This window comes from Bradyrhizobium arachidis (assembly GCF_024758505.1).
In the GTDB taxonomy this organism is placed as follows: domain Bacteria; phylum Pseudomonadota; class Alphaproteobacteria; order Rhizobiales; family Xanthobacteraceae; genus Bradyrhizobium; species Bradyrhizobium manausense_C.
In genome coordinates this window covers 8,577,879-8,601,371 of the sequence record NZ_CP077970.1, presented here as the reverse complement: position 1 = coordinate 8,601,371, position 23,493 = coordinate 8,577,879, and the positions used below count along the sequence as shown (strand labels likewise).

Annotated in this window: 20 protein-coding genes and 1 other RNA gene; 10 read left to right on the top strand and 11 right to left on the bottom strand. The window is 65.0% G+C overall.

Features of this window, described 5'->3' with window-relative positions:
- Positions 1-160: 160 nt before the first annotated feature.
- From KUF59_RS40045 to KUF59_RS40025, 5 genes are all read left to right on the top strand, one after another.
- Entirely contained in the window at positions 161-988 is an 828-nt protein-coding gene (locus KUF59_RS40045; protein ID WP_212456788.1) for a DUF1295 domain-containing protein, read from the top strand.
- Positions 985-2,013: an SAM-dependent methyltransferase gene (locus KUF59_RS40040; protein WP_212456787.1), complete on the top strand. Its 1,029-nt coding sequence runs from the start codon at positions 985-987 to the stop codon at positions 2,011-2,013. The genes KUF59_RS40045 and KUF59_RS40040 overlap by 4 nt, the downstream gene beginning before the upstream one ends.
- A 53-nt stretch (positions 2,014-2,066) precedes the next feature.
- A complete protein-coding gene (locus KUF59_RS40035) occupies positions 2,067-2,534 on the top strand; it encodes a GNAT family N-acetyltransferase (RefSeq protein ID WP_212456786.1) in 468 nt (155 codons plus the stop codon).
- A 302-nt stretch (positions 2,535-2,836) separates the two neighbouring features.
- The gene (locus KUF59_RS40030) at positions 2,837-4,027 is read left to right on the top strand and encodes an efflux RND transporter periplasmic adaptor subunit (protein WP_212456785.1); all 1,191 of its coding nucleotides are present in this window, start codon (positions 2,837-2,839) and stop codon (positions 4,025-4,027) included.
- Positions 4,028-4,032: 5 nt separating this feature from the next.
- Positions 4,033-7,188 (top strand): multidrug efflux RND transporter permease subunit, encoded by a 3,156-nt coding sequence (locus tag KUF59_RS40025; protein WP_212456784.1) that lies wholly within the window; start codon positions 4,033-4,035, stop codon positions 7,186-7,188.
- Positions 7,189-7,321: 133 nt separating this feature from the next.
- On the opposite strand, the gene KUF59_RS40020 is transcribed toward KUF59_RS40025, so the two are convergent.
- From KUF59_RS40020 to tkt, 9 genes are all read right to left on the bottom strand, one after another.
- Positions 7,322-8,116, bottom strand: a complete 795-nt coding sequence (locus KUF59_RS40020) for an inositol monophosphatase family protein (RefSeq protein ID WP_212456783.1) — start codon at positions 8,114-8,116, stop codon at positions 7,322-7,324.
- An 84-nt stretch (positions 8,117-8,200) separates the two neighbouring features.
- Positions 8,201-9,268, bottom strand: a complete 1,068-nt coding sequence (locus KUF59_RS40015; RefSeq protein WP_212456782.1) for a tetratricopeptide repeat protein — start codon at positions 9,266-9,268, stop codon at positions 8,201-8,203.
- 9 nt (positions 9,269-9,277) lie between these two features.
- Complete coding sequence (locus KUF59_RS40010; RefSeq protein WP_249140120.1) at positions 9,278-9,970, bottom strand: thiamine phosphate synthase; 693 nt, start codon at positions 9,968-9,970, stop codon at positions 9,278-9,280.
- 2 nt (positions 9,971-9,972) lie between these two features.
- Positions 9,973-10,998, bottom strand: coding sequence for a class I fructose-bisphosphate aldolase (locus KUF59_RS40005; protein WP_212456780.1), 1,026 nt, complete (start codon positions 10,996-10,998; stop codon positions 9,973-9,975).
- 264 nt (positions 10,999-11,262) lie between these two features.
- Positions 11,263-12,330, bottom strand: a complete 1,068-nt coding sequence (gene fba, locus KUF59_RS40000) for a class II fructose-bisphosphate aldolase (RefSeq protein ID WP_212456779.1) — start codon at positions 12,328-12,330, stop codon at positions 11,263-11,265.
- A 38-nt stretch (positions 12,331-12,368) separates the two neighbouring features.
- On the bottom strand, positions 12,369-13,562 hold the full coding sequence (locus tag KUF59_RS39995; RefSeq protein WP_212456778.1) for a phosphoglycerate kinase: 1,194 nt from the start codon (positions 13,560-13,562) through the stop codon (positions 12,369-12,371).
- A 27-nt stretch (positions 13,563-13,589) separates the two neighbouring features.
- On the bottom strand, positions 13,590-13,718 hold the full coding sequence (locus tag KUF59_RS39990; protein WP_258767987.1) for a hypothetical protein: 129 nt from the start codon (positions 13,716-13,718) through the stop codon (positions 13,590-13,592).
- 9 nt (positions 13,719-13,727) lie between these two features.
- Entirely contained in the window at positions 13,728-14,735 is a 1,008-nt protein-coding gene (gene gap / locus KUF59_RS39985) for a type I glyceraldehyde-3-phosphate dehydrogenase (RefSeq protein ID WP_212456997.1), read from the bottom strand.
- A 144-nt stretch (positions 14,736-14,879) separates the two neighbouring features.
- Complete coding sequence (tkt, locus tag KUF59_RS39980; protein WP_212456777.1) at positions 14,880-16,865, bottom strand: transketolase; 1,986 nt, start codon at positions 16,863-16,865, stop codon at positions 14,880-14,882.
- A 411-nt stretch (positions 16,866-17,276) separates the two neighbouring features.
- Between tkt and KUF59_RS39975 the strand changes: the two genes are divergently transcribed.
- From KUF59_RS39975 to KUF59_RS39955, 5 genes are all read left to right on the top strand, one after another.
- On the top strand, positions 17,277-17,597 hold the full coding sequence (locus tag KUF59_RS39975; protein WP_186294371.1) for a DUF4164 domain-containing protein: 321 nt from the start codon (positions 17,277-17,279) through the stop codon (positions 17,595-17,597).
- Positions 17,594-17,977, top strand: coding sequence for a cell division protein ZapA (locus tag KUF59_RS39970; protein WP_212456776.1), 384 nt, complete (start codon positions 17,594-17,596; stop codon positions 17,975-17,977). Before KUF59_RS39975 ends, KUF59_RS39970 begins: the two co-directional genes overlap by 4 nt.
- A gap of 64 nt (positions 17,978-18,041) precedes the next feature.
- A non-coding RNA gene (ssrS, locus tag KUF59_RS39965) (6S RNA) lies at positions 18,042-18,202 on the top strand.
- A 184-nt stretch (positions 18,203-18,386) separates the two neighbouring features.
- Positions 18,387-18,983, top strand: a complete 597-nt coding sequence (locus tag KUF59_RS39960; protein ID WP_212456775.1) for a 5-formyltetrahydrofolate cyclo-ligase — start codon at positions 18,387-18,389, stop codon at positions 18,981-18,983.
- Positions 18,961-19,785 (top strand): TIGR00282 family metallophosphoesterase, encoded by an 825-nt coding sequence (locus KUF59_RS39955; RefSeq protein ID WP_212456774.1) that lies wholly within the window; start codon positions 18,961-18,963, stop codon positions 19,783-19,785. The genes KUF59_RS39960 and KUF59_RS39955 overlap by 23 nt, the downstream gene beginning before the upstream one ends.
- A 243-nt stretch (positions 19,786-20,028) precedes the next feature.
- Here KUF59_RS39955 and KUF59_RS39950 read toward each other — a convergent pair whose 3' ends face one another.
- Together KUF59_RS39950 and KUF59_RS39945 are read right to left on the bottom strand one after the other, a co-directional pair.
- The gene (locus tag KUF59_RS39950) at positions 20,029-21,453 is read right to left on the bottom strand and encodes a methyl-accepting chemotaxis protein (protein WP_212456773.1); all 1,425 of its coding nucleotides are present in this window, start codon (positions 21,451-21,453) and stop codon (positions 20,029-20,031) included.
- A 149-nt stretch (positions 21,454-21,602) separates the two neighbouring features.
- On the bottom strand, positions 21,603-23,357 hold the full coding sequence (locus KUF59_RS39945) for a methyl-accepting chemotaxis protein (RefSeq protein WP_212456772.1): 1,755 nt from the start codon (positions 23,355-23,357) through the stop codon (positions 21,603-21,605).
- Between the last annotated feature and the right edge of the window lie 136 nt (positions 23,358-23,493).

Below are 23,493 nucleotides of genomic sequence, written 5' to 3'. Positions count from 1 at the left end.
CACTATGGCACAGCGCCAGCCGGAAAAAAGCGGCGAGGTTGGCCGATTTCGGCAAGGGGCGGGGGAACCCAAAGCTGAAACCGCGCTTTGAAGCCTGACGTATATTGCAAAACTTCGGCGTTCCTCCTCCGTTTCCTTGGGCTTAGGTCGGAATTTTTGCATGACGACGACGTATCTCGGTGCTCTTGCCGCTATCGCGCTGTCGCTGGCTGTTCTGATGGCGCTCGCCTGGGTCGTGCGAGAGCGGACCGGCAATTCAGGCTGGGTGGACACCATCTGGACCTTCGCGGTTGGGCTGGTCGGCGCCGGGGGCGCCCTGTGGCCGGTCGCGGGCGCGGGACCGAATGCGCGGCAATGGCTCGTTGCAGCCCTGGTGATGCTGTGGTCGCTCCGGCTCGGCACCCACATCGCGATCCGCACATCAGGCATCACGGATGATCCGCGCTATGCCGACTTTGCCAGGGCATGGGGGCTGAACGCGCCGCGGCGGATGTTCATATTCCTCCAGAACCAGGCGCTCGGCTCGGTGCCGCCAGTGTTTGCGATCTTCGTCGCCGCGCACGTCCCTGAGCCTGCCTTGCGCGTTCAGGATTTCTTGGGCGCCGCGATCCTGCTGATCGGCATTTTGGGCGAGGCGCTGGCGGACGCCCAGCTCACGCGGTTCCGGCACGATGGCGCCAACAAGGGCCGCGTCTGCGATGTCGGCCTGTGGCGCTGGTCGCGGCACCCGAACTACTTCTTCGAATGGCTGTCCTGGCTCGCCTATCCCGTGATCGCGCTGTCGGCCGGCTATGCCTGGGGCTGGGCGAGCCTGCTCGCGCCGGTCTTCATGTACTGGATCCTGGTCCACGTGACGGGCATTCCGCCGCTGGAGGCGCAGATGCTGCGCTCGCGCGGCGAGCGCTACCGCGCCTATCAGGCACGAACCAGCATGTTCTTTCCTTTGCCACCCAGAACCTTACCACCCAAGGAGGGAGTAGCCGCATGAGCGTCGTCTCCACGATCATCGGGACTGCCGAACGCGTGCCGTTGCCGGATCTGGTGATCCGCGCGGCGATCCAGCGTCTGTGCTCGCGCACGGCGACGCGCCTGTCGGCCGGCAGCGCTGCCGGTGATGCCGCCTTTGCCGGCGCGATGATGCTGCGGCCGATCGCCGAGCACGCCGATGACGCCAACACCCAGCACTACGAGGTGCCCGCGTCCTTCTTCGCCGACGTGCTCGGTCCCAACCGCAAATACTCGTCCTGCTTCTACAAGACGGATGCGACCACGCTTCAGGAGGCCGAGGAGGAGGCGCTGCGCCAGACCGTCGAGCACGCCGACCTCGCCGACGGGCAGACCATTCTCGAACTCGGCTGCGGCTGGGGTTCGCTCTCGCTGTGGATGGCGCGGCTGTTCCCGCAGGCGCAGATCCTCGCCGTGTCGAACTCGCATTCGCAGCGCGAATATGTCGAGGAGGAGGCGCGGCTGCGCGGCCTGAAGAATTTGCGCGTCGTCACCGCAGACATGAACGTGTTTGCGCCCGACGGCCAGTTCGACCGCATCGTGTCGATCGAGATGTTCGAGCACATGATGAACTGGCGCAAGCTGATGACGCGGGTGCGCTCATGGCTCAATCCGGACGGCCGCTTCTTCATGCACATCTTCACCCATCGCGCCGGCTCCTATCTGTTCGACCGGGCCGACGCTGCGGACTGGATCGCACAGCACTTTTTCACCGGTGGCGTGATGCCGAGCCATCACCTCGTCCGGCAGTATGGCGACCTGTTCGAGATCGAGAAGGAATGGTGCTGGAGCGGCACGCATTATCAGCGCACCGCGAACGACTGGCTCGCCAATTTCGATGCACGCCGCGACCGGATCGAGGCCACCTTGCGCAACGTCTACGGCAACGAGACCGCATTGTGGATGCGGCGCTGGCGCTGGTTCTTCCTCGCAACGTCCGGCCTGTTCGGCTACGCCGATGGAACCGAATGGGGCGTCAGCCACTACCGGATGAAGGCGGCGGGGTAGCGTGGGCCAGCTATGCTCGATAATGTCTTCGGGCGCGACATTACGGCTTTCCGGTGAATCTGACCTTCTCTCCGACGACGCAGTCCGACGCTGATCTTCTGGTGGCCATTCGCATCGCCGCGATGCGCGAGAGCCTTGAGCGTGTCGGACGCTTTAACCCAGAGCGTGCGCGGGATCGTTTTTTGGCGTCTTTTGACCCAGCGCTGTGCCGCTTCATCGAAGCCGATGGTGTCCGAGTGGGCTTTGTCTTGGTTCGCCCTCAGGAGGACCACTGGCACCTGGACCACCTGTACATCGTGCCCGAACATCAGGGAAAGGGAATCGGAGCAGCAGTGCTTCGACAGATATTCGCAGATGCCGATTCGCAGCGCATGTCCATCCGGCTAGGCGCATTGCGTGGCAGCGAATCGAACCGCTTCTATCAACGACACGGCTTCCAGCAGACGGACGAAGCAGAGTGGGACATTTACTACATGCGTCCACCGAGTTTCACAAAGGAACAGGGGAAATGCTCCGACTGAGTTTCACAAACGCCCTCGAAAGCTGAATTCGTCTGCCGCCTTCATGAGCGCATGCTCTGTGACTCAATCTCAATTGCGTTGTTCTGTCGCGCAGGATGGAACCGGACTCACAATCCGGTGAGTCCGGAAAAAGGTCCTACACTCAGTGCGATAGCTTCTGTGACATTGGGCCGCCTACGTTGCGCGTTGCATCGCAATAAGACTGACCTATTTTGGCCCTATCAGCCGCACGGAATCACCTGAAAAGGCAGCCGTGCGGAGCGTGATTCCGTTTGCAACAACCATTGGGGGCAATCCACTCCATGTCAGGACTTCGTGCGCGATCGGCATGCGTCGCAGTGATGCTCGCGGCCTTTGCGCCGCTCCTTGGAGCTTGCGACGAATCCAGTTCCGCAATCTCCGCCGCGCAAGCCCCTGAACCCGATGTCAGCATCGTCGTGGTCAAGCCGCAGGCGCGCGCCGTGGTGCGCGAATTGCCCGGCCGTATCGCGCCGACGCGCGTCGCCGAGGTGCGACCGCGCGTATCAGGCATTGTGGTCGAGCGCCTGTTCCGCCAGGGCAGCGAAGTGAAGGCCGGCGAGCCGCTCTATCGCATCGATCCGCGTCCGTTCGAAGTCGAGGTGATGGCCAACGAGGCTGCGGTCGCCAAGGCCGAGGCTGTGTTCCAGCAGGCCCAGCAGCAGGCGCGCCGCGTCGCCCTGCTCACCAGCCAGCGCGCCGCGCCCGAAGCCGAGAACGAGAAGGCGGTCGCAAGCGAGCGCCAGGCCCATGCCGAGGTCGAGGGACGCAAGGCGGAACTCGCGCGTGCAAAGCTCAATCTCGATTACGCGACGGTGCGGGCCCCGATCGACGGCGTGGTCGGCGCCGCGCTGGTCAGCGAAGGCGCGCTCGTCGTGCAGAACGAGACCAATCTTGCCACCGTCCAGCAGCTCGACCCGATCTATGCCGACTTCACCCAGTCGGTGACCGAGATGAATCAGCTCCGCCGCGCCTTCGAGAGCGGCGATCTCGAGCGCATCGAGGCCGATGCCGCCAAGGTGCGCCTCGTGCTCGACGACAACACGCTCTATTCGCTCAATGGCAAGCTCTTGTTCTCCGACGCCAAGGTCGATGCCCATACCGGGCAGGTGACGCTGCGCGGCGAGTTCCGCAACCCGAAGCGCGAGCTGCTGCCCGGCATGTATGTCCGCGTCCGCATCGACCAGGGCCTCGACGCCGACGCAATAGCGGTGCCGCAGCAGGCGATCCAGCGCAATGGCGGCGGCGGCAGCGAGGTGTTCGTCGTCAAGGACGACAACCGCATCGCCGTTCAGCCGGTGCGCACCGGCTCGGTGCAGGACGGCCACTGGTTCGTCACCGACGGGCTGAAGGCCGGCGACAAGGTCGTGGTCGAAGGGTTCCAGAAGTTCGCGGCCGGTGACAAGGTCAAGCCGCAATCCTGGGCCGAGGCCGACGCGGCTGCCGACACCCAGCACGCGCAAACCATCCGGTAACGGCCATGCCGAGCTTCTTCATCGACAGGCCGATCTTTGCCTGGGTCGTCGCGCTGTTCATCTGCTTGATCGGCGCGATCTCGATCCCGTTATTGCCGATCGCGCAATATCCGATCATCGCGCCGCCCTCGATCTCGATCTCGACCAGCTATCCCGGCGCGTCGCCGGAAAACCTCTATAACAGCGTCACGCGGCTGATCGAGGAGGAGTTGAACGGCGCCTCCGGCATCCTCAACTTCGAATCGACCAGCGATTCGCTCGGCCAGGTCGAGATCATCGCCAATTTCGTGCCGGGCACCTCCACCAACGACGCCTCCGTCGAGGTGCAGAACCGCATCAAGCGCGTCGAGGCGCGCCTGCCGCGCGCGGTGATCCAGCAGGGCATCTTGATCGAGGAAGCCTCGAGCGCCGTGCTCCAGATCATCACCCTGAATTCGACCGACGGCAGCCTGGACGAGGTCGGGCTCGGCGACTTCATGATCCGCAACGTGCTCGGCGAAATCCGCCGCATCCCCGGCGTCGGCCGCGCTACGCTGTATTCGACCGAGCGATCCTTGCGCGTCTGGATCGATCCGGCAAAGCTCGTCGGCTACGGGTTGACGGTCGACGACGTCAACAAGGCGATCACCGCCCAGAACGCGCAGGTCGCCTCGGGCAGCATCGGCGCGGAGCCCTCGGCCAAGGGCCAGCGCGTCTCGGCGCTGGTGCTGGTCAAGGGCCAGTTGGCGTCCCCGGACGAGTTCGGCGCCATCACCCTGCGCGCCAATGCCGACGGTTCGACCGTCCGCCTGCGCGACGTCGCGCGCGTCGAGGTCGGCGGCCTCAGCTATCAGTTCAACACGCGCCTCAACGGCAAGCCGACTGCGGGCCTCTCGGTGCTGATGTCACCGACCGGCAACGCGCTTGCGACCGCAAGCGCCGTCGAAGCCAAGATGAAGGAGCTGTCGCGCTTCTTCCCCGCCAACATCAAATACGAGATCCCCTACAACATCACGCCCGTGGTCGAAGCCTCGATCAAGAAGGTGCTGATGACGCTGGTCGAAGCTGTCGTGCTGGTGTTCGTGGTGATGTTCCTGTTCTTGCAGAACATCCGCTACACCATCATTCCGACCATCGTCGTGCCGGTGGCGCTGCTCGGCGCCTGCAGCACGCTGCTGCTCGCCGGCTACTCCATCAACATGCTCTCCATGTTCGGCATGGTGCTCGCGGTTGGCATCCTCGTCGACGACGCCATCGTCGTGGTCGAAAACGTCGAGCGCATCATGGCGGAGGAGGGGCTGCCGCCGAAGGAGGCGACGCGCAAGGCGATGTCGCAGATCACCGGCGCCATCATCGGCATCACGCTGGTCTTGATGGCGGTGTTCGTGCCGATGGCGTTCTTCCCCGGCTCGGTCGGCATCATCTACCGCCAGTTCTCCGTCACCATGGTTGCCGCGATCGGCTTCTCGGCGTTCCTCGCGCTGTCGCTGACCCCTGCGCTCTGCGCGACGCTGCTCAAGCCCGTCACTGCAGGTCACGGCCATGCCAAAAAGGGCGTGTTCGGCTGGTTCAACCGCATGCTCGAAGGCGGCAAGGAGGGCTATTCCAAAACCGTCGGCTTCTCGCTGAAGCGCACCGGGCGCCTGATGCTGGTCTATGCCGCGCTGCTCGTCGGCCTCTCCTGGGGCTTTGTCAGCCTGCCCGGCGGCTTCCTGCCGATCGACGACCAGGGCTTTATCACCACCGACGTGCAGACGCCGTCTGATTCCTCCTACCCGCGCACCGAATCCGTGATCGAGAAGGTCGAAAAATATCTGCTGCAGAAACCCGGCGTCGACGAGGTCACCTTCCTCACCGGCTTCAGCTTCTCCGGCCAGGGCATGAACACCGCGCAGGCCTTCATCACACTGAAGGACTGGTCGGAGCGCGGCCCGAAGGAATCGGCGGCTGCGATCGTTGGCGATATCAATCGCGATCTGTCATCGGTTAGCGACGCAAAAATCACGGCGCTGCAGCCGCCGCCGATCGACAATCTCGGTAACTCCTCGGGCTTCAGCTTCCGTCTCCAGGACCGTGGCCAGAAGGGCTATCCGGCCTTGATGCGCGCCGCCGATCAGTTGATCGCGGAGGCGAATGCCAGCCCGGTGCTGCAGAAGGTCTATATCGAGGGTCTGCCTGAAGCGCCGCAGGTCAATCTCATGATCGACCGCGAAAAGGCCGGCGCCTTCGGCGTCACCTTCGAGGACATCAACAACACGATCTCGACCAATCTCGGCTCGAACTACATCAACGACTTCCCGAACCGCGGGCGCATGCAGCGCGTGGTGGTGCAGGCCGACCGCGCCGACCGCATGCGCACCGAGGACATTCTCAACTACAACGTCAAGAACAGCCGCGGCCAGCTCGTGCCGTTCTCCTCGTTCGCTTCGATCGAATGGTCGCGCGGTCCGACGCAGATCGCCGGCTTCAACTATTATCCGGCGGTGCGTATCTCCGGCGAGGCCAAGCCCGGCTTCACCTCGGGCGATGCGATCGCCGAGATGGAGCGGCTCGCGGGCCGCCTGCCGCGCGGCTTTGGCTATGAATGGACCGGGCAGTCGCTGCAGGAAAAGCTGTCGGGCTCGCAGGCGCCGTTCCTGCTGGCGCTGTCGATCTTCGTGGTGTTCCTGTGTCTGGCCGCGCTCTACGAGAGCTGGACCATTCCGCTCGCGGTGCTGCTCACCGTGCCGCTCGGCGTCACCGGCGCTGTCATCGCGGCGATGCTGCGCGGCTTGCCGAACGACGTCTACTTCACCGTCGGCCTCATCACCATCATCGGCCTCGCGGCAAAGGACGCCATCCTGATCATCGAATTCGCCAAGGATCTGCGAAAGGAAGGCAAGCCGCTGCTGGAAGCCACCATCGAAGCCTGCCGTCTGCGCTTCCGCCCGATCCTGATGACCGGCCTTGCCTTCATCTGCGGCGTGCTGCCGATGGCGATCGCCCACGGCGCCGGCGGCGCCAGCCAGCAATCGCTCGGCACCACCGTGATGGGCGGCATGATTGCCGTCGTGATTTTGGCGCTGCTGATGGTGCCGGTGTTCTTCGTCTCCGTGCAGCGCATGCTGGCGGGCGATCGGGAGCCGCAGGCAAAGACGGAAGCCGAGATGCATGGGCCGCCGGCGCCGGTGAAGCCGACGTAACCTCCTCGTCATTCCGGGGCGCGCGATAGCGCGAACCCGGAATCCATCGGGCAACAGGCGCTGCGGATGAATGGATTCCGGGTCCACGCCAAAGAGGCGCGTCCCGGAATGACAGCGTGGAGGAAGGCGCGCTCTACTTCGCTAGCGGCCGCAGCGTCTTCACCAGCTCGCCATGAACGAACTCGTTGCCGCACACCACATGTCCCGTCACCAGCGAGTCGCCTGATGTGTCGATGTCGCTCACGGTGCCGCCGGCTTCCTTCACCATAATCTGGCCGGCTGCGATGTCCCAGGGCTGGAGATTGCGCTCCCAATAGCCGTCGAGGCGACCGGCGGCGACGAAAGCGAGGTCGAGGGAGGCGGCGCCGAAGCGGCGGAGCCCTGCGACCTGATCCTGGATCGCGGTCATCTCGCGGCGGAACAGGTCGTGGTCGCCGCGGCCGATATGCGGAAGGCCGCAGGCCACCACGCATTCGTTGAGCTGGCGGCGGCCGGCGACGCGCAGGCGCTGGTCGTTGAGGAAGGCGCCCTTGCCGCGCTCGGCGATGTAGAGCTCGTCATTGGCGGGGTTGTAGATCACACCCGCAATCACTGTGCCTTCGCGCGCAAGCCCGATCGAGATCGCAAATTGCGGGATGCCGTGCAGGAAGTTGGTGGTGCCGTCGAGGGGATCGACGATCCAGGTGTGGCTCTTGTCGGTGCCCTCGCGCTGTCCCCCTTCCTCGCCGATGAAGCCGTAGCCGGGGCGGGCCTTTGCGAGGTCCTGGTACAGGATCTCCTCGGCGCGCTTGTCGGCGAGCGAGACGAAATTGGCCGGGCCCTTCAGCGAGACCTGGAGATGCTCGATCTCGCCGAGATCGCGCTTCAGGCTGCGGCCGGCGCGGCGCGCGGCCTTGACCATGACGTTGATAGTTGCGGAATACAGCATGATTTTCGGTCTTGATTGGGGGGAAGCGGCGGCAAGCGGCTTGATCTGGGGGATGGGGTGCCCTGCGCTCGGGCCCGCGTCAAGTCATTTGGTCCCGAGCCATTTCTTCGCGGCGGCCTCGGCCTTGGCGCGGTCCTCGGGATTGAGCTCGGAGAACTGCTTGTCAAGCTCAGGCTCACCCTTGCCGGCGGTTCTGGCAACCAGGTGCCATTTGAAACCCTCGATCTTGTCGACCGGCGTTCCGGCACCGTAGACCAGCAGCCAAGCCAGCCTGCTCTGTGCGATCGGGCTGTTCTGGCGGGCCGCCTTGCGCAGCAGTGCCACGGCAGCCGGTTTGTTTTGCGGCGTGCCGGTGCCGTTGAACATCGCAATGGCGTATTCGACCTCGGCATCGACATTGTCGGCCAATGTGGCCGCCTGGAGCAGCCGCACTGCCTTGTCGATGTCCTTCGGCACGCCGGTGCCCTCCTTGTAGAAGGTCGCGAGCGCGTATTGCGCTTCCGGCAGTCCGGCGTCGGCCGCTTGGCGCAACAACTCGGCGGAGCGCCTGACGTCCTGCGGCAGCGTCTGCCCGTCGAGATAAAGCAGGGCCAGATTGTAGGCAGCCTTGGGCTGGCCGAGCTTGGCGGCGGAGGCCATCAGCTTCACCGCCTCACCCTTGTCGATCGGTCCGCCGCGGCCGGCCATGCGCAACATCGCGAGCTCGAGCATCGCCTCACGGTCGCCCGCATCGGACGCGCGCCTGTACCACTCGGCCGCCCTGGCGTAATCGCGCTTGATGCCGAGCGCGCCCGAATAAAGCTGGCCCAGCATGGTCATGGCCTTGGGATCGCCGACTTGCGCGCGCGCGGTGGCAAGGTCGAACGCGGTCTTGTATTGGCCGCGCTGAAAGGCGCCGTACACGAGGTCGACGTTGGAATTGTCGGTCGGCGGCGCCGGGATCACGGTCGCAGCGGGCGGCGGGCTCGGCGACGGTTTTGGCGCCGGCGCGGCTTCCTTTTTCTTTGCGGGCGCGGGCGGTTTTGCGGCCTTCGGCTTCTCGGGCGCAGGGGCGGGCGTTGCCGCAGGCGGCGTCAGCGAAATCTGCGCGGCCGCCGGCGCGGTCAGCAGCATCAGTGCGGACAGGATCTTGATCGAGCGCGAGAGCATCATGGTTATCGGCTATCCGTGCTCCGCACCGGTTGAGGCGGTCGCATCCGCATAGGCCTTCTTGATCGCCGCGTCGACATCGGTCAATGCGGCCTTTGCTCCGCGCGGATCGGCCCAGATGAAATCGCCGACCAGCACGAAATCGGCCCCTGACGCGGCGAACTCAAAAGCTTCCGCCGACGACGTGGCAAAGCCGACGCAGGGCGGCTCGAACAGCTCGGCCCACCAGTCGAGCCGCTCCGCGATCGCCGATGTCGAGGGGCGCGCGCCTTCCGCGTCAGGCTCGCCGAACAGCACATAGTCCGCGCCCATCTCGCCCGCGCTCATGGAATCGTGCCGCGTCGCAAGTCCGCCGACGCCGGCGATGCGATCCGGCTTCAGGGAGGACGCCGCTTCTTCGAAGGCCGCGATGCCGGTGAGATGCGCGCCGTCGGCGCCGCCGCGCGCGACGAGCTCGGCATGGCCGTCGACGAGCAGCGCGGCGCCTGCGTTCTGCACCGCCGGCGCCAGCGCTTTCACGCGCGAGATCATGGTGCGCTGGTCGGTCTCCTTGAGGCGCACCAGCACGGCTGCGACATCGGCGGCGGCGAGCAGCGCAGGAAGCTCGGCGACGAGCGCGGCGGCATCATCGACCAATGGCGTCGCGAGATAGAGGCGCGGCGCGGGGCGCGCAGGCGCGGGCTTGGTCGCAGATTTGTTCGACAAGTCTAGGCCGCCTTCTTTTCCAGGCTCGAGTCCCATTTGCCCTGGCTCGCAAGCCCGTTCATGCGCGCGCGATGGGAGAACGCGCGCTGCCCGGCGGCGACATTGTCTGCTCTTCCGGACCACGCCTTCTGCGGCGCAGCCTGCAGCGCGCGGCCATAGGAGAAGGTCAGGCCCCAGGGCAGCGGACCGAGCCGGTTCATGGCGTCGAGATGCGCGGTCGCATCCTCATCCGACTGGCCGCCGGACAGGAAGGCGATGCCGGGCACGGCCGCGGGCACGCAGGCCTTCAGGAGCCGCACGGTTTTTTCCGCGACCTCGGCGACCGAGGCCTGCTTCGCGCACTTCTTGCCTGATACCGCCATGTTGGGTTTGAGCACCATGCCTTCGAGCGCGACGCGCTGCACACGCAATTCCTGGAACGTCTTGTTGAGCACGCGGCTCGTTACCTCAAAGCAGCGGTCGATGTCGTGATCGCCGTCCATCAGCACTTCCGGCTCGACGATCGGCACGATCTGCGCGGCCTGGCACAGCGCGGCGTAGCGCGCCAGCGCATGGGCATTGACGCTGATCGCGGTCATCGACGGAATGCCGCCGCCGATATCGATCACCGCGCGCCATTTGGCGAAGCGCGCGCCGCGTTCATAGTATTTCTTCAGCCGCTCGGCGAGCTTGTCGAGCCCGACCGTGACGAGCTCGCCTTGGCACATCGGCAGGGCCTGCGTGCCTTCGTCGACCTTGATGCCGGGAATCGCACCGCTCTCTTCGATCAGCTTGATGAGCGGCGTGCCGTCCTTCGCGTTCTGCCAGATCGTCTCGTCATAGAGGATGACGCCGGAGATGTGCTGGCTCATGGCGTCCCTGGAGCGAAACAGCATCTCGCGATAGTCGCGGCGGTTGTCCTCGGTCGATTCCACCCCGATCGCGTCGAAACGCTTCTTGATCGTGCCTGAGGATTCGTCGGCCGCAAGGATGCCCTTGCCGGGCGCCACCATGGCGGTTGCGATCTTGTTGAGCTCAGTCAGATTCATCGAGAGGTCCTCCCAAAACGATTCTGCCTTGCCCGGGAAAATAGACCGTTCTCGGGCAATTGCCGAGTTAACGTTCGTCGCAGGGTAAAGCGGGGAGGGGAGGGCAGCACCGACAAGAACGTCGTCATTCCGGGATGCGCCGTCAGGCGCTGGCCCGGAATCCGTAACCCCGGACTGTGGTTATGGATTCCGGGCTCGCCGCTTTGCGGCGCCCCGGAATGATGGAGGAGGGTGTTTGCCGGGCCTTACGCCACCGCGCGATCGCTACGCGACGCGGGGGTCGAGCTCGCCCTTGGCGTAGCGCTTGGCCATCTCGGCGGTGGTCAGGACCCGCTTGACCTTGGAAGCCTGGCCGGCGGTGTTGAACTCCTGGAGCCGCTGCTTGCACAGCTTGGTCATGGCTTCCATGGCGGGCTTCAGGTACTTGCGCGGATCGAACTCTTCCGGGCTGTCCTTCAGCACTTTCCGGATCTGGCCGGTCATCGCCATGCGGTTGTCGGTGTCGATGTTGATCTTGCGCACGCCGTTCTTGATGCCGCGCTGGATCTCGGCGACCGGCACGCCCCAGGTCGGCTTCATCTTGCCGCCATTGGCGTTGATGATCTCCTGGAGCTCCTGCGGCACCGAGGAGGAGCCGTGCATGACGAGATGCGTGTTCGGCAGCTTGCGGTGGATCTCCTCGATCACGTTCATGGCGAGGATGTCGCCGTCCGGCTTGCGCGTGAACTTGTAGGCGCCGTGCGAGGTGCCCATTGCGATCGCGAGCGCGTCGACGCGGGTCTCCCTGACGAACTTCACGGCCTCGTCCGGATTGGTCAGGAGCTGGTCGTGTGACAGCTTGCCTTCGGCGCCGTGGCCGTCTTCCTTGTCGCCCATGCCGGTCTCGAGCGAGCCGAGCACGCCGAGTTCGCCTTCCACCGAGATGCCGCCGAGATGGGCCATGGTGGTCACCGTCTTGGTGACGCCGACATTGTAGTCCCAGTCGCCGGGGGTCTTGCCGTCGGCCTTTAGCGAGCCGTCCATCATGACCGAGGTGAAGCCGGCCTGGATCGCGGTCATGCAGGTCGCGGGCTCGTTGCCGTGGTCGAGATGCACGCAGACCGGGATGTGCGGATAGATCTCGGTCACCGCGTCCATCATGTGCTTGAGCATGACGTCGTTGGCGTAGGAGCGCGCGCCGCGCGAGGCCTGGATGATCACGGGGGCGTCGACCTGGTTGGCCGCGTCCATGATCGCCAAGGCCTGCTCCATGTTGTTGATGTTGAAGGCCGGGACGCCGTAGTCGTTCTCCGCCGCATGATCGAGCAATTGACGCAACGTGATCCGAGCCATCTGTATCTTTCTCCCGTTTGGGCCAGTTCGGCCGCTATTTACTTGATGCGCAAGACTTCGACGCCGGGCAGGGGCTTGCCTTCCATCCATTCAAGAAATGCGCCACCGGCCGTCGAAACATAGGTGAAATCCGAGCCCACGCCGGCCTGGTTGAGCGCTGCGACGGTGTCGCCGCCACCCGCGATCGAAATCAGCTTCTTGGCTTTTGTGCGCTCGGCGGCGTGTCGGGCGGCTGCCACCGTGCCGCGGTCGAACGGCTGCATCTCGAAGGCGCCGACCGGGCCGTTCCAGACCAGGGTTGCGGCGTCGTCGATCGCGGCATGGATGCGCACGATCGATTGCGGACCGACGTCGAGGATCATGCCGTCGGCGGGGATCGCATCGAGCCCATAGGCGTGCGACGGCGCGTTGGCGGCGAAATGATAGGCGACGGTGGCGTCCACGGGGAGGATGATGGCGCAGTTCGCCGCCTCAGCCTTCTCCATGATCCGCACCGCGGTCGCGGCGAGATCTTTTTCGCAGAGCGACTTGCCGACCGCGACGCCCTGGGCGTGCAGGAAGGTGTTGGCCATGCCGCCGCCGATGACGAGCGCGTCGACCTTGGTGACGAGGTTTTCCAACAGGTCGATCTTGGTCGAGACCTTTGCGCCGCCGATGATCGCGATCACAGGCTTGGTCGGCGATCCCAGCGCCTTCTCCAGCGCGTCGAGCTCGGCCTGCATGGTGCGGCCGGCATAGGCCGGCAGCTTGTGGCCGAGGCCTTCGGTCGAGGCGTGGGCGCGGTGCGACGCGGAGAACGCGTCGCTGACCCAGATGTCGCCGAGCTTTGCGAGCTCAGCGACGAAGGCGGGATCGTTCTTTTCCTCTTCCTTGTGGAAGCGGGTGTTTTCCAGACACAGGATGTCGCCATCCTGCATCGCGGCCACGGCCTTTGCGGCCGGCTCGCCGATGCAGTCGTCGGCGAAGGCGACGGATTTGTTCACGACGTTCGCCAGCGCTTCGGCAACGGGCTTCAGCGACTCCTTGGGATCACGTCCCTTGGGCCGGCCGAAATGCGCGAGCAGGATGACCTTGCCGCCCTTGTCCGCGAGCTCGGTGATGGTCGGCGCGACGCGCTCGAGCCGCGTTGCGTCGGTGACGCGCCCGTTGTCCATGGGCACGTTCAGGTCGACGCGCAGCAGGACGCGCTTGCCCTTCACATTGACGTCGTCGAGGGTGCGGAATTTGGCCATGTCCTGATCACTCGCTTACTGGCAGCACTATGGTGGGCCGCGCTCGGGCGGATCGCCTTCCTGCCTGGTCGTTACCTTCATTCCCTGGCGGATGCCGTACGCGATGAACGCGAGCAGCAGGATGGCGCCGGGGACGCCGATCCAGGCAGGAAGCATTGTGCAGCCTTAGATCACCTTCGACATCGCAACGGCGGTATCAGCCATGCGGTTCGAGAAACCCCACTCGTTGTCGTACCAGGACATCACGCGCACCAGCGTGCCGTTCTGCACCTTGGTCTGGTCCTCGTGGAAGGTGGAGGAGTGCGGGTCGTGGTTGAAGTCGATCGAGACGTTCGGCGCCGACGTGTAGCCGAGGATGCCCTTGAGCTGCTGCTCGGAGGCGCGCTTCATCGCGGCGTTGACTTCCTTGACGTCGGTGGCGCGCTTGGCGACGATCTTGAGGTCGACGACCGAGACGTTCGGGGTCGGCACGCGGATCGCGACGCCGTCGAGCTTGCCCTTGAGCTCGGGGAGCACGAGGCCGATCGCCTTCGCCGCACCCGTCGAGGTCGGGATCATCGACATCGCAGCCGCGCGGCCGCGATAGAGATCCTTGTGCAGCGTATCCAGCGTCGGCTGGTCGCCGGTGTAGGCGTGGATCGTGGTCATGAAGCCGGTCTCGATGCCGACGAGGTCGTTCAGCACCTTGGCGACCGGCGCGAGGCAGTTGGTGGTGCAGGAGCCGTTCGAGACGACCAGATGATCCTTGGTCAGCGAGTCGTGGTTGACGCCGTAGACGATGGTGGCGTCGGCGCCGTCAGCGGGCGCCGAGACCAGCACGCGCTTGGCGCCGGCGGTCAGATGCGCGGAGGCCTTGTCTTTCGAGGTGAAGATGCCGGTGCATTCCAGCGCGATGTCGACGCCGAGATCCTTCCAGGGCAGTTTTGACGGATCGCGCTCGGCCGTCACCTTGATCTTGCCGGAGCCGAGGTTGAGCGAGTCGCCATCGACGGTGACGGTGCCGGGGAAGCGGCCGTGGACGGAGTCGAAGCGCAACAGGTGCGCGTTGGTTTCGACGGGACCGAGGTCGTTGATACCGACTACCTCGATGTCCTTGCGGCCGGACTCGGCGATAGCCCGCAGGACGTTGCGGCCGATACGACCAAAACCGTTAATTCCGACGCGGACTACCATCATTCGTCTCCTTCAATGACCATTTTCATCCCGCAAGGCGGCTAGCGCGCCTGCGAGGGTTTTTTAGACGGACGCCCGGTTCGGCCGGGCGGGACTGGTTCATATGGGGAGCTTGGTAGTCCTTTTTTCCGGCAAGCTCAACACTCAGGAAATGCGCTTCAGCACAGCGTTAACTGCGGCCTCAGCGGTAATTCCAAAGTGCTTGAAAAGGTCCTTGGCCGGCGCGCTGGCGCCGAAGGAATGCATGCCGATGAATTCACCATCCTGGCCGATGACGGCATCCCAGCCCCAGCGTACCGCGGCCTCGATCGCAACCTTGACCGGGGCGTTGCCGATGATTGCGCCACGCTTGGCTTCTGGTTGCGCTAACAACAGTTCCAGTGACGGCACCGAGACCACCCGCGACGGGACGCCGCGCTCAGCGAGTTGGCGCTGGGCGGCGACCGCGATCTCGACCTCGGAGCCCGAGGCGAACAGCGTTGCCTTGGCCTCGCCCTGCGCCGGGACCAGCTCGTAGGCGCCTTGCGCGCAGGGATTGTCGTTCGGCGCCGTGGTGCGAAGCTGCGGCAAGTTCTGGCGCGTCAGCGCCAGCACCGTCGGTCCGTCCACGCGATTGAGCGCCAGCTCCCAGCACTCGGCGACCTCGACGGAATCGCAGGGGCGGAATACGCGCATGTTGGGAATGGCGCGCAGGGCCGAAAGATGCTCGACCGGCTGGTGGGTCGGACCGTCTTCGCCGAGGCCGATGGAATCGTGGGTCATCACATAGACGACGCCCGCACCCATCAGCGCAGCGAGCCGCATCGCCGGCCGCGCGTAATCCGTGAACACCAGGAAGGTCGCGCCATTGGGTGCGAAACCGCCATGCAGGAAAATGCCGTTCATGGCCGCGGCCATGCCGTGCTCTCGGATGCCGTAATGGATGAAGCGACCTTTTGGCGTCTTGGCCGAGAATGCTGTGGCCGACTTCGCCTTGTTGTTGTTGGAGCCGGTGAGGTCGGCGGAGCCTGCCAGAAATTCCATCGGCATCGCGCCGGCAATCACTTCGATCACGGCTTCCGAGGATTTGCGGGTTGCCGCAACCATCGGCTTCTCCAGCAGCTCCTTCTTGTACGCCTTCACCGCTTTGGCGAGCGAAGCCGGCCGCTCGTGGCGCAGGCGGCGCTCGAACTCGGCGCGCTTGCGGCTGCCGAGTTGGCCAAGGCGATCTTCCCATTCCTTGCGCGCGGCAGCGCCGCGGCTGCCTGCAGCACGCCATGCCTTCAGCACGTCGTCAGGCACCGAGAACGGCTCGAGCGAGATGCCAAGATTCTCCTTGGCGGCCTTGAGCTCGTCGGCACCTAACGCCTCGCCATGCACCTTTGCGGTGCCGGCCTTATGCGGCGCGCCGTAGCCGATGGTGGTGCGGCAGGCGATCAGCGTCGGCTTGTTCGACTTTATCGCGCGCGTGATCGCGGCCGCGATTGCGGCCTGGTCCTGGCCGTCGATCTTCTCCGCGGCCCAGCCCGCGGACTTGAAGCGCTTCACCTGGTCGACGGAATCGGCGATCGAGGTCGGGCCGTCGATCGAGATGCCGTTGTCATCGTACAGCACGATCAGCTTGTTGAGCTTCCAGTGCCCGGCCATCGCGATCGCTTCCTGCGACACGCCTTCCATCAGGTCGCCGTCGGAGGCGAGCACGTAGGTGTGGTGGTCGACGATCTTCTTGCCGAATTCGGCGGCCAGCATCTTCTCCGCCAGCGCCATGCCGACGGCGGTCGAGATGCCCTGGCCGAGCGGGCCGGTGGTGGTCTCGATGCCCTTGGTGAGGAAGTTCTCAGGGTGCCCCGGGGTGATCGAATCGAGCTGACGGAACTGCTTGATCTGGTCCAGCGTCATGTCCGGATTGCCGGTCAGGAACAGCAGCGAATAGAGCAGCATCGAGCCGTGGCCGGCCGAGAGCACGAAGCGGTCACGGTCGGGCCAGCTAGGTGCCGCTGTGTCGTATTTCAGGAACTGCGTGAACAGCACGGTGGCGATGTCGGCGGCGCCCATGGGCAGGCCGGGATGACCCGATTTCGCCTTCTCGACGGCGTCCATCGAGAGGCCGCGGATCGCGTTGGCCATACGGGTTTGGTCGACCTGCGTCATGATGAAAATCCGTCTGAAATGAAGCGCTTGGGTGGCGGTGTGGGCCGCGTGGGAAGGAGCTTGGCAGCCTCTCGGGTCGGGGCTGGGATAGCATCTCGGTTCCGGGAGTCCAAGGCAATCAAACGCCTTCTGCGCCCGAAAAGTTGCCTGCGGCATGATCGGGAAAAGTGGCGGCCGGCTGTCCGTCGCGACAAGCGCGGAAATCGCGTTTGCGCGGAGATCGCGCCCCCGGAGAACGATGGACCGGGATGCCATGGCAACCCGATCTATCGGTGCATAGTTTCCGGGCGGCGTTGCGCTTCGCTTTCCTGCCACGTAAATATTTGCGTGTAACCGCTTGCCGAACCGAGTCTTTTGCCGGGTGGCAGGCGTCGATGCAAAGGCCCCGAAACAAGGTCTGCCGCAGGCTTCATGAGCGATCGCGCTGCCACCAGTTCTGCCATGACGGAGTCGTCCGCCCTCGAGATCGAGATCGCGACCCGCAGGCTCATGGCGGCGCTCGACGCGCTGGAGAGCGCCGTCGAACGACGCCGCGATGCCGATCGTGACGAGAACGAACTCGCGACGCGCATTCAGGCGCTCGGTGCCGATCGCTCGCGTCTGGCCGATGAGCTCGACGGTGCGCTGGTGAAGGCGCGCAAGCTCGAACGCACCAGCCGCGACATCTCCGATCGGCTCGATGCCGCGATCGTCACGATACGTTCGGTACTCGATACCGGAGAGGACTCATGAGCCACATCAACGTCACCATCAACGGCCGGCAATTCCGCATGGCCTGCGAGGAAGGGCAGGAAGTGCGGCTGTTGAAGCTGGCCGAGAGCTTCGAGTCGCGCATCCAGATGCTGCGCGGCAAGTTCGGCGAGATCGGCGATGCCAGGCTCACGGTGATGGCCGCGCTGATGGCCTGCGACGAGCTGTTCGATGCGGGCAATCGCGTCCGCACGCTGGAGGCCGAGGTCAACGAGCTGCGCGATTTCCGTAACGCCGCCGCCGAGCGCGCGCGGGTCACGCAGACCGCCGTCGTCAACGCGCTGAACGCGGCGGCCGAGCGGATCGAGAAGTCGACGCAAGTGCTGAACCGGACCGTCGGCAACGGGATCGCGATCGGTTGATCGCCGACCACGATGACCGAGGGCCGGGCTGGCGATTCGGAACTATCGTTGTTACATTGACCAAGCGAGGCTGTGACGCGCGTCAGGAGCCATATATCCCCGGGGCCTTATCGATCCTTTAGGGAACTGTCCCTGGCCGGGTCCGTGGATCCGGACATATGGTGCCCACCTACTTTCGTAGGGAACTCCGGGATCGAGTGCTTCAACGGCGATTGCGGCCTCGCACTTCTGCCCTTCTGTTTTGTGCCTGTCGAACTTTGCGCGTCAGACTGCGGCGGTCCTGTTGGATACGGTCATTCCCCGCGAAGGCGGGGAATCCAGTACGCCGCGGCGTTCGAGTGAGAACATCGCCGCTCCTGTAATACTGGATCGTCCGTCTCGTGGACGATGACCTCGGGACCCCAAGCGCATGAGCAACTCAAAATCCGAACTTCGTGCCAAAGCCCTCGCCAAGCGCGATGCGCTCAGCGAAAAGAAACGCGCCGCTGCTGCCACAAAGCTCGCCAAGCGCGGCCTGCCGTTCGAACTGCTGCCAGGCACTATCGTGTCCGGCTACTCCCCGATCCGCAACGAGATTGATCCGGCCCCCCTGATGCGCAAGCTCGCCGATGACGGTGCGCGGCTCGCGCTTCCTTGTGTCACCGCGCGCGGCCAGTCGTTGATCTTCCGGCTCTGGCATCCGAACGACCGCCTGATGCTCGGCCCGCTCGGTATTCCCGAGCCGTCGCCGGCGGCCGCCGAAGTGATCCCCGACATCATGCTGACGCCGCTCGCGGCCTTCGACCGTCTCGGCCATCGCATCGGCTACGGCGCAGGCCATTACGACTTCACCTTCGCGCATTTGCGCAAGACCAAGCACGTGCTGGGCATCGGGATTGCGTTCGCGGCGCAGGAGATCGAGGCGGTTCCGGCACTATCGCACGACGTCGCGCTGGATTATGTGCTAACGGAATCCGACGTTTTCGATTTCCGGAGTCCTGAAGTTGCGCATTCTCTTCGTGGGTGACGTCGTCGGCCGTGCCGGGCGCGCGGCCATATCAGAACATCTGCCCGGCATGATCCGCGACTGGTCGCTCGATCTCGTCGTCGTCAACGGCGAGAACTCCGCGGGCGGCTTTGGCATCACCGAGGCGATCTATCAGGAACTGCTCGATGCCGGCGCCGACGCGGTGACGCTCGGCAATCATTCCTGGGACCAGCGCGAGGCGCTGGTGTTCATCGAGCGCGCGGAGCGCCTGGTGCGGCCGGCCAACTATCCGCGTGGCACGCCCGGCCGCGGTGCCGCGCTGGTCGAGGCCAAGAACGGCAAGCATGCGCTGATCGTCAACGCGCTCGGCCGCGTCTTCATGACGCCGTTCGACGATCCCTTCGCGGCGCTGGAGCGCGAGCTCGGCGCCTGTCCGCTCGGCGTTGCGGCCGATGCCATCGTCGTCGATTTCCATTGCGAGGCCACCAGCGAAAAGCAGGGCATTGGCTATTTCTGCGACGGCCGCGCCAGCCTCGTCGTCGGCACGCACACGCATGTGCCGACCGCCGACCACCAGATCCTCTCCGGCGGCACCGCCTACATGACCGATGCCGGCATGACCGGCGATTACGACTCGATCATCGGCATGCAGAAGGAAGAGCCGCTGCGCCGCTTCACCTCAGGCATCCCCTCCGGCCGCTTCGAGCCCGCCGGGGGTGTTGCAACGCTGAGCGGCGTTGCCGTGGAGACGGACGATGCAACGGGGCTGGCGCTGCGCATCGCGCCGGTGCGCGCAGGTGGACGGCTGGAGCCGGCGACGCCGAGGTTTTGGTTGAGCTGAAAAGCGGCGCCACACACTCACTGTCGTCCCGGACAAGCGTAAGCGCAGATCCGGGACCCATAACCACAGGAAGTGGTTGTGGCGCGAAACCGCGATCACGAGTCTTCGCCAAACAGCTTCCTGTGGTTATGGGTCCCGGATCGGCACTCCGCTCTAGCAACGCTGCGCGTTGCCAGAGCTCCGCTTGTCCGGGACGACATTGGGGACCATCGCACTTCGCGGCGACGGTGCTACCTGCCGGCCTCAGCCCTGCCGAAACCCCATCCGGAACGCGCCCCAGTGCTTGCCCTTCACCATGATCGGCGCGGACAGATCCTTCATCAACACGAACTGTCCGCCGCCCATGTCGCGGCGATAGGTTTGCAGCAGGAAGGGCTTTGTGCTGGCCGCCACCTTCTTCACCGCGCGATCGGAGAACAGGCGGCGGTTGCGGCAATTGGCGTTGTTCCAGACCGGATCCTTGCCCTGCGGCAGGCGGTAGTTGGGATTATGCGTCGGCAGATAGCCGCCCTTGGCCCAGGCGACGCAGAACACGATGCGCGGATCGGATTTTTGAATCGGGTCCTGGATCGCCGGCAGCACGCGGTCGGTGAATTCGACGTATTTGGTGAGATACTGCTTCGGATCGGTGCCGGGGATTTCCCGATAATTCTGGTCCATCAGCTTGTCGAGCGTGATCTCGCCGCGGTCGATGGCGGCCTCGAACTCGGCCGAGATGTGCCTGGCGGTCTCGACGACGACGCGGATCAGCGGCGCATCCGAGGTCTCCACGCCGCTGTCGGCGATCAGCGCGATCAGGCCTTCGGAGGTCTCCAGGAGCTTTGCGACGCGCTCGTCGGCGTTTCTGAGGTCGCGCGAGGAGAGGTCGACGCCCTTTGCGAGCTCGCTGAGTTCGGTGATGACGGTGTCGCAATGGCCGAGATTGGAGGTCGCGGCCCGGGCGACGCCGTCGATCTCCAGGCCGACCGACGCAATGCCCTGCTGCACGCGCGCAATGATGCCGGAGATCTGCTGGGCGCCTTCGCCCGCGCTCTTGGCGCGCAGCGAGGCGTCGCTGCTTTCGCCGATCAGGCTGCCGATCTGGCCGTCGAGATCGCGCACGGTGTCGGAGATCTGCTGCGTGGCCTGGCGGGTGCCTTCGGCGAGGCTCTTCACTTCGCTTGCGACCACGGCGAAGCCGCGGCCGGCGCTGCCCGCACGGGCCGCTTCGATCGTGGCATTGAGCGCGAGCAGATTGGTCTGCTTGGCAATCGCCTCGATCGAGCCCGAGACTTTTGCGACCTGGGACAGCGCCGAGCCGACGGCGCCGAGCCGCGCCTCGATGCGCCCAACCGCCTCGACGAGCTCGGCGATGTGCTGGACCGCGGCATCTACCGCGCTGCGCGACTGCACGATCTCGCCAACCGCGGCCGACGTGGTCGATTGCACGGCCTGAGAGGCGTTGGCGATGTCGCGATTGGCCGAGACCATCGTCTCGGCCGTCGTCTGCAGGTGGTGGAAGCGTTCCGACTGGTTGGAAACGCGGCTTGCGACTTCCTGGACGTTACCGGCGATGTCGGCAAGCTCCACCCCGAGGCCGCCGATACGGTCGGCGAGCTGGTCGATGAGACGTTCGGCCAGCGACCGGTTGGATGCGGTGTCCAAAACTGCAAGTTGCACGACGGACATATTTCAAATTTCCTCCAGCCAGAGCCGATCGATCGACCCACGCGGCGTTCCATTCCCTGTGCGATTCTAGAGCGCGATTCGCACCGCCGGTCTTGCCTGAGCGTGCACGGAAGCGTGCATATCGCACTTTAGTTAGCCCGATTCGTGCTTCAGAGCTTGTAAGCCGTCCGGAATCCGCCCCAGTGCCGGCCCTGCACGCGGATCGGCACGTCGATCTCGCGCATCATCACCGTGTTCCCGTTACCCATGTCGCGCGCATAGCTCTGAACCAGGTAGGAGCGGGTATTGCGCGCCGCAGCAAGCCCGGCCAGGTCGTTGAAGATACGCCGGTTGCGACTGTTGGCAGTGTTCCAGGCGACGTCACCCGGACGCTGCGGGTGCGAATAGATCTTGTTGTGCACCGGCAAGAAGCCGTTGCGGTCGACCATGGCGCTGAATGCCATCCGCGGCTCCTTCGCCAAAAACGCTTCCTGGAATGGCGGCAGCGCGCGGTCGGCCCAGTCGAGATAGCGGGTGCGGTATTGCTGCGGATTGGTGCCTGATATCTCCGCGTAGGCGGTGTCGAAGAGATCGTCGAGCGAGACCTCGCCGCGCGCCACCGCCTGCTCGAAGATCTTGGTCAGCGCGCTGCCCGCCTCCATGGCGCGGGTCACGAGCTCGGTGTTCTCCTCGTGGATCGACCAGAGCTTGTCTTCGATCTTTTCGCGGAGCTCGGCGCTCGGGTTCACGAATTGCGCCCGCGCGCCGGCCTTGGTCTGTTCGGTGACGCGCAGCCGGCAGGCGCCGACATGTTCGAGCGCGCCGTCGATAGTCTCGTTGGCTGCGAGCCTTCCGGCATCCGGGCCGCCGATCAACACGCCACCCATCGCGATCTCGTAGACCGGCATGGTCGCTGCACCCCGCGCCGACTTGATCTCGAGCTTGAGATGGCAGGGCAGCCGCTCGGTCTGGCGGCGGTCGTCATGCTCGCTCTGCCGCAACAGTACGGCGCAACGCGACTTGAGCTTTTGCGCAAACGTCGTGACGGCCTTGCCGGCGCTGGCGACGCTCTCGCCATGTGCTTCCGCCGCCTTCGTGGCGGCGTCGATCTCGGCGGCGCTGTCGCCGACGGAGACGATGAATTGCGATGCGGTCGCGGCGTTGCCGGAAATTTCGTTTGTCGTGGCGTTCTGCTCGGCGACCGCGCCGTCGACGGTCTCGAACACAGGGCGGATCGCTTCGATCGCCTGCGAGATGCGATGCACCGCGTCGGCGGAGCCGGCGGCGTCCTTCTGCAGGGTCTCGATCTTCTTGGTGATCTCTTCGGTCGCGCTCTGGGTCTGCACCGCCAGCGCCTTGACCTCGGTGGCGACGACCGCAAAGCCCTTGCCGGCCGCGCCGGCGCGCGCCGCCTCAATCGTGGAATTGAGAGCAAGGAGCGTGGTCTGGCGCGCGATCTGCGCGATCAAATTGACGACGTTGCCGATGGCCGCGGAGGATTCGCGCAGGCGGTCGACATTGGCGCGGGCCTCCTGCGCGGCCGCGCTCGCCTGGTCGGCGAGCTTGCCGGCCTCGCGCACCTGGGCGCCGATGCCCTGCGCCGACTGGGTGAACTTGTCGGCGGCATTGGCGAAGGTGGTGGCCGTCGACTGTGCGGCGCTGCTGCGCCCGGTCAGCGCGTCCGTGCGCGCGCGGATGGTCGCAAGCGTGGTCGCGGTCGCTTCCGCACCGCCGGCGACCGAGTGGGCCGCGCGCTCGAGCTGGCGGATCATGGCGCCGAGCTCGAGTTCCAGCAGTTCCAATATTTCCTTGGCCGAATCGCCTTCCGCGGCGGGGGTCTGTTCGACGGCGGGCTGGGCAGCCTGCGGGGTCGCCGGGGGCGCAGCCTCATCCGGGACGCGCTTGCGAAATAGTCCGAACGCCATCAGGTCACTCTTGTCGGGAGATGGGACGGCAGTATTTTCGCAGTCCGGAATGAAATCAGGGTTAACAGGTGCCTGAGATCTGGGCATAGAGGCCCCTACGGTACTACCTTAAAGTATAAGAGCCTCTTTCAAATCG

Bases quoted from the DNA above. Each gene is read 5' to 3' on its own strand.
- KUF59_RS40045 (WP_212456788.1), top strand. From the start codon at position 161: ATGACGACGACGTATCTCGGTGCTCTTGCCGCTATCGCGCTGTCGCTG.
- KUF59_RS39995 (WP_212456778.1), bottom strand. From the start codon at position 13,562: ATGGCCAAATTCCGCACCCTCGACGACGTCAATGTGAAGGGCAAGCGC.
- KUF59_RS40025 (WP_212456784.1), top strand. From the start codon at position 4,033: ATGCCGAGCTTCTTCATCGACAGGCCGATCTTTGCCTGGGTCGTCGCG.
- gap (WP_212456997.1), bottom strand. From the start codon at position 14,735: ATGGTAGTCCGCGTCGGAATTAACGGTTTTGGTCGTATCGGCCGCAAC.
- KUF59_RS40015 (WP_212456782.1), bottom strand. From the start codon at position 9,268: ATGATGCTCTCGCGCTCGATCAAGATCCTGTCCGCACTGATGCTGCTG.
- KUF59_RS39960 (WP_212456775.1), top strand. From the start codon at position 18,387: ATGAGCAACTCAAAATCCGAACTTCGTGCCAAAGCCCTCGCCAAGCGC.
- KUF59_RS39945 (WP_212456772.1), bottom strand. From the start codon at position 23,357: ATGGCGTTCGGACTATTTCGCAAGCGCGTCCCGGATGAGGCTGCGCCC.
- KUF59_RS40040 (WP_212456787.1), top strand. From the start codon at position 985: ATGAGCGTCGTCTCCACGATCATCGGGACTGCCGAACGCGTGCCGTTG.
- KUF59_RS40005 (WP_212456780.1), bottom strand. From the start codon at position 10,998: ATGAATCTGACTGAGCTCAACAAGATCGCAACCGCCATGGTGGCGCCC.
- KUF59_RS39970 (WP_212456776.1), top strand. From the start codon at position 17,594: ATGAGCCACATCAACGTCACCATCAACGGCCGGCAATTCCGCATGGCC.
- KUF59_RS40030 (WP_212456785.1), top strand. From the start codon at position 2,837: ATGTCAGGACTTCGTGCGCGATCGGCATGCGTCGCAGTGATGCTCGCG.
- KUF59_RS39950 (WP_212456773.1), bottom strand. From the start codon at position 21,453: ATGTCCGTCGTGCAACTTGCAGTTTTGGACACCGCATCCAACCGGTCG.
- KUF59_RS40020 (WP_212456783.1), bottom strand. From the start codon at position 8,116: ATGCTGTATTCCGCAACTATCAACGTCATGGTCAAGGCCGCGCGCCGC.
- tkt (WP_212456777.1), bottom strand. From the start codon at position 16,865: ATGACGCAGGTCGACCAAACCCGTATGGCCAACGCGATCCGCGGCCTC.
- KUF59_RS39975 (WP_186294371.1), top strand. From the start codon at position 17,277: ATGAGCGATCGCGCTGCCACCAGTTCTGCCATGACGGAGTCGTCCGCC.
- fba (WP_212456779.1), bottom strand. From the start codon at position 12,330: ATGGCTCGGATCACGTTGCGTCAATTGCTCGATCATGCGGCGGAGAAC.
- KUF59_RS39990 (WP_258767987.1), bottom strand. From the start codon at position 13,718: ATGCTTCCTGCCTGGATCGGCGTCCCCGGCGCCATCCTGCTGCTCGCG.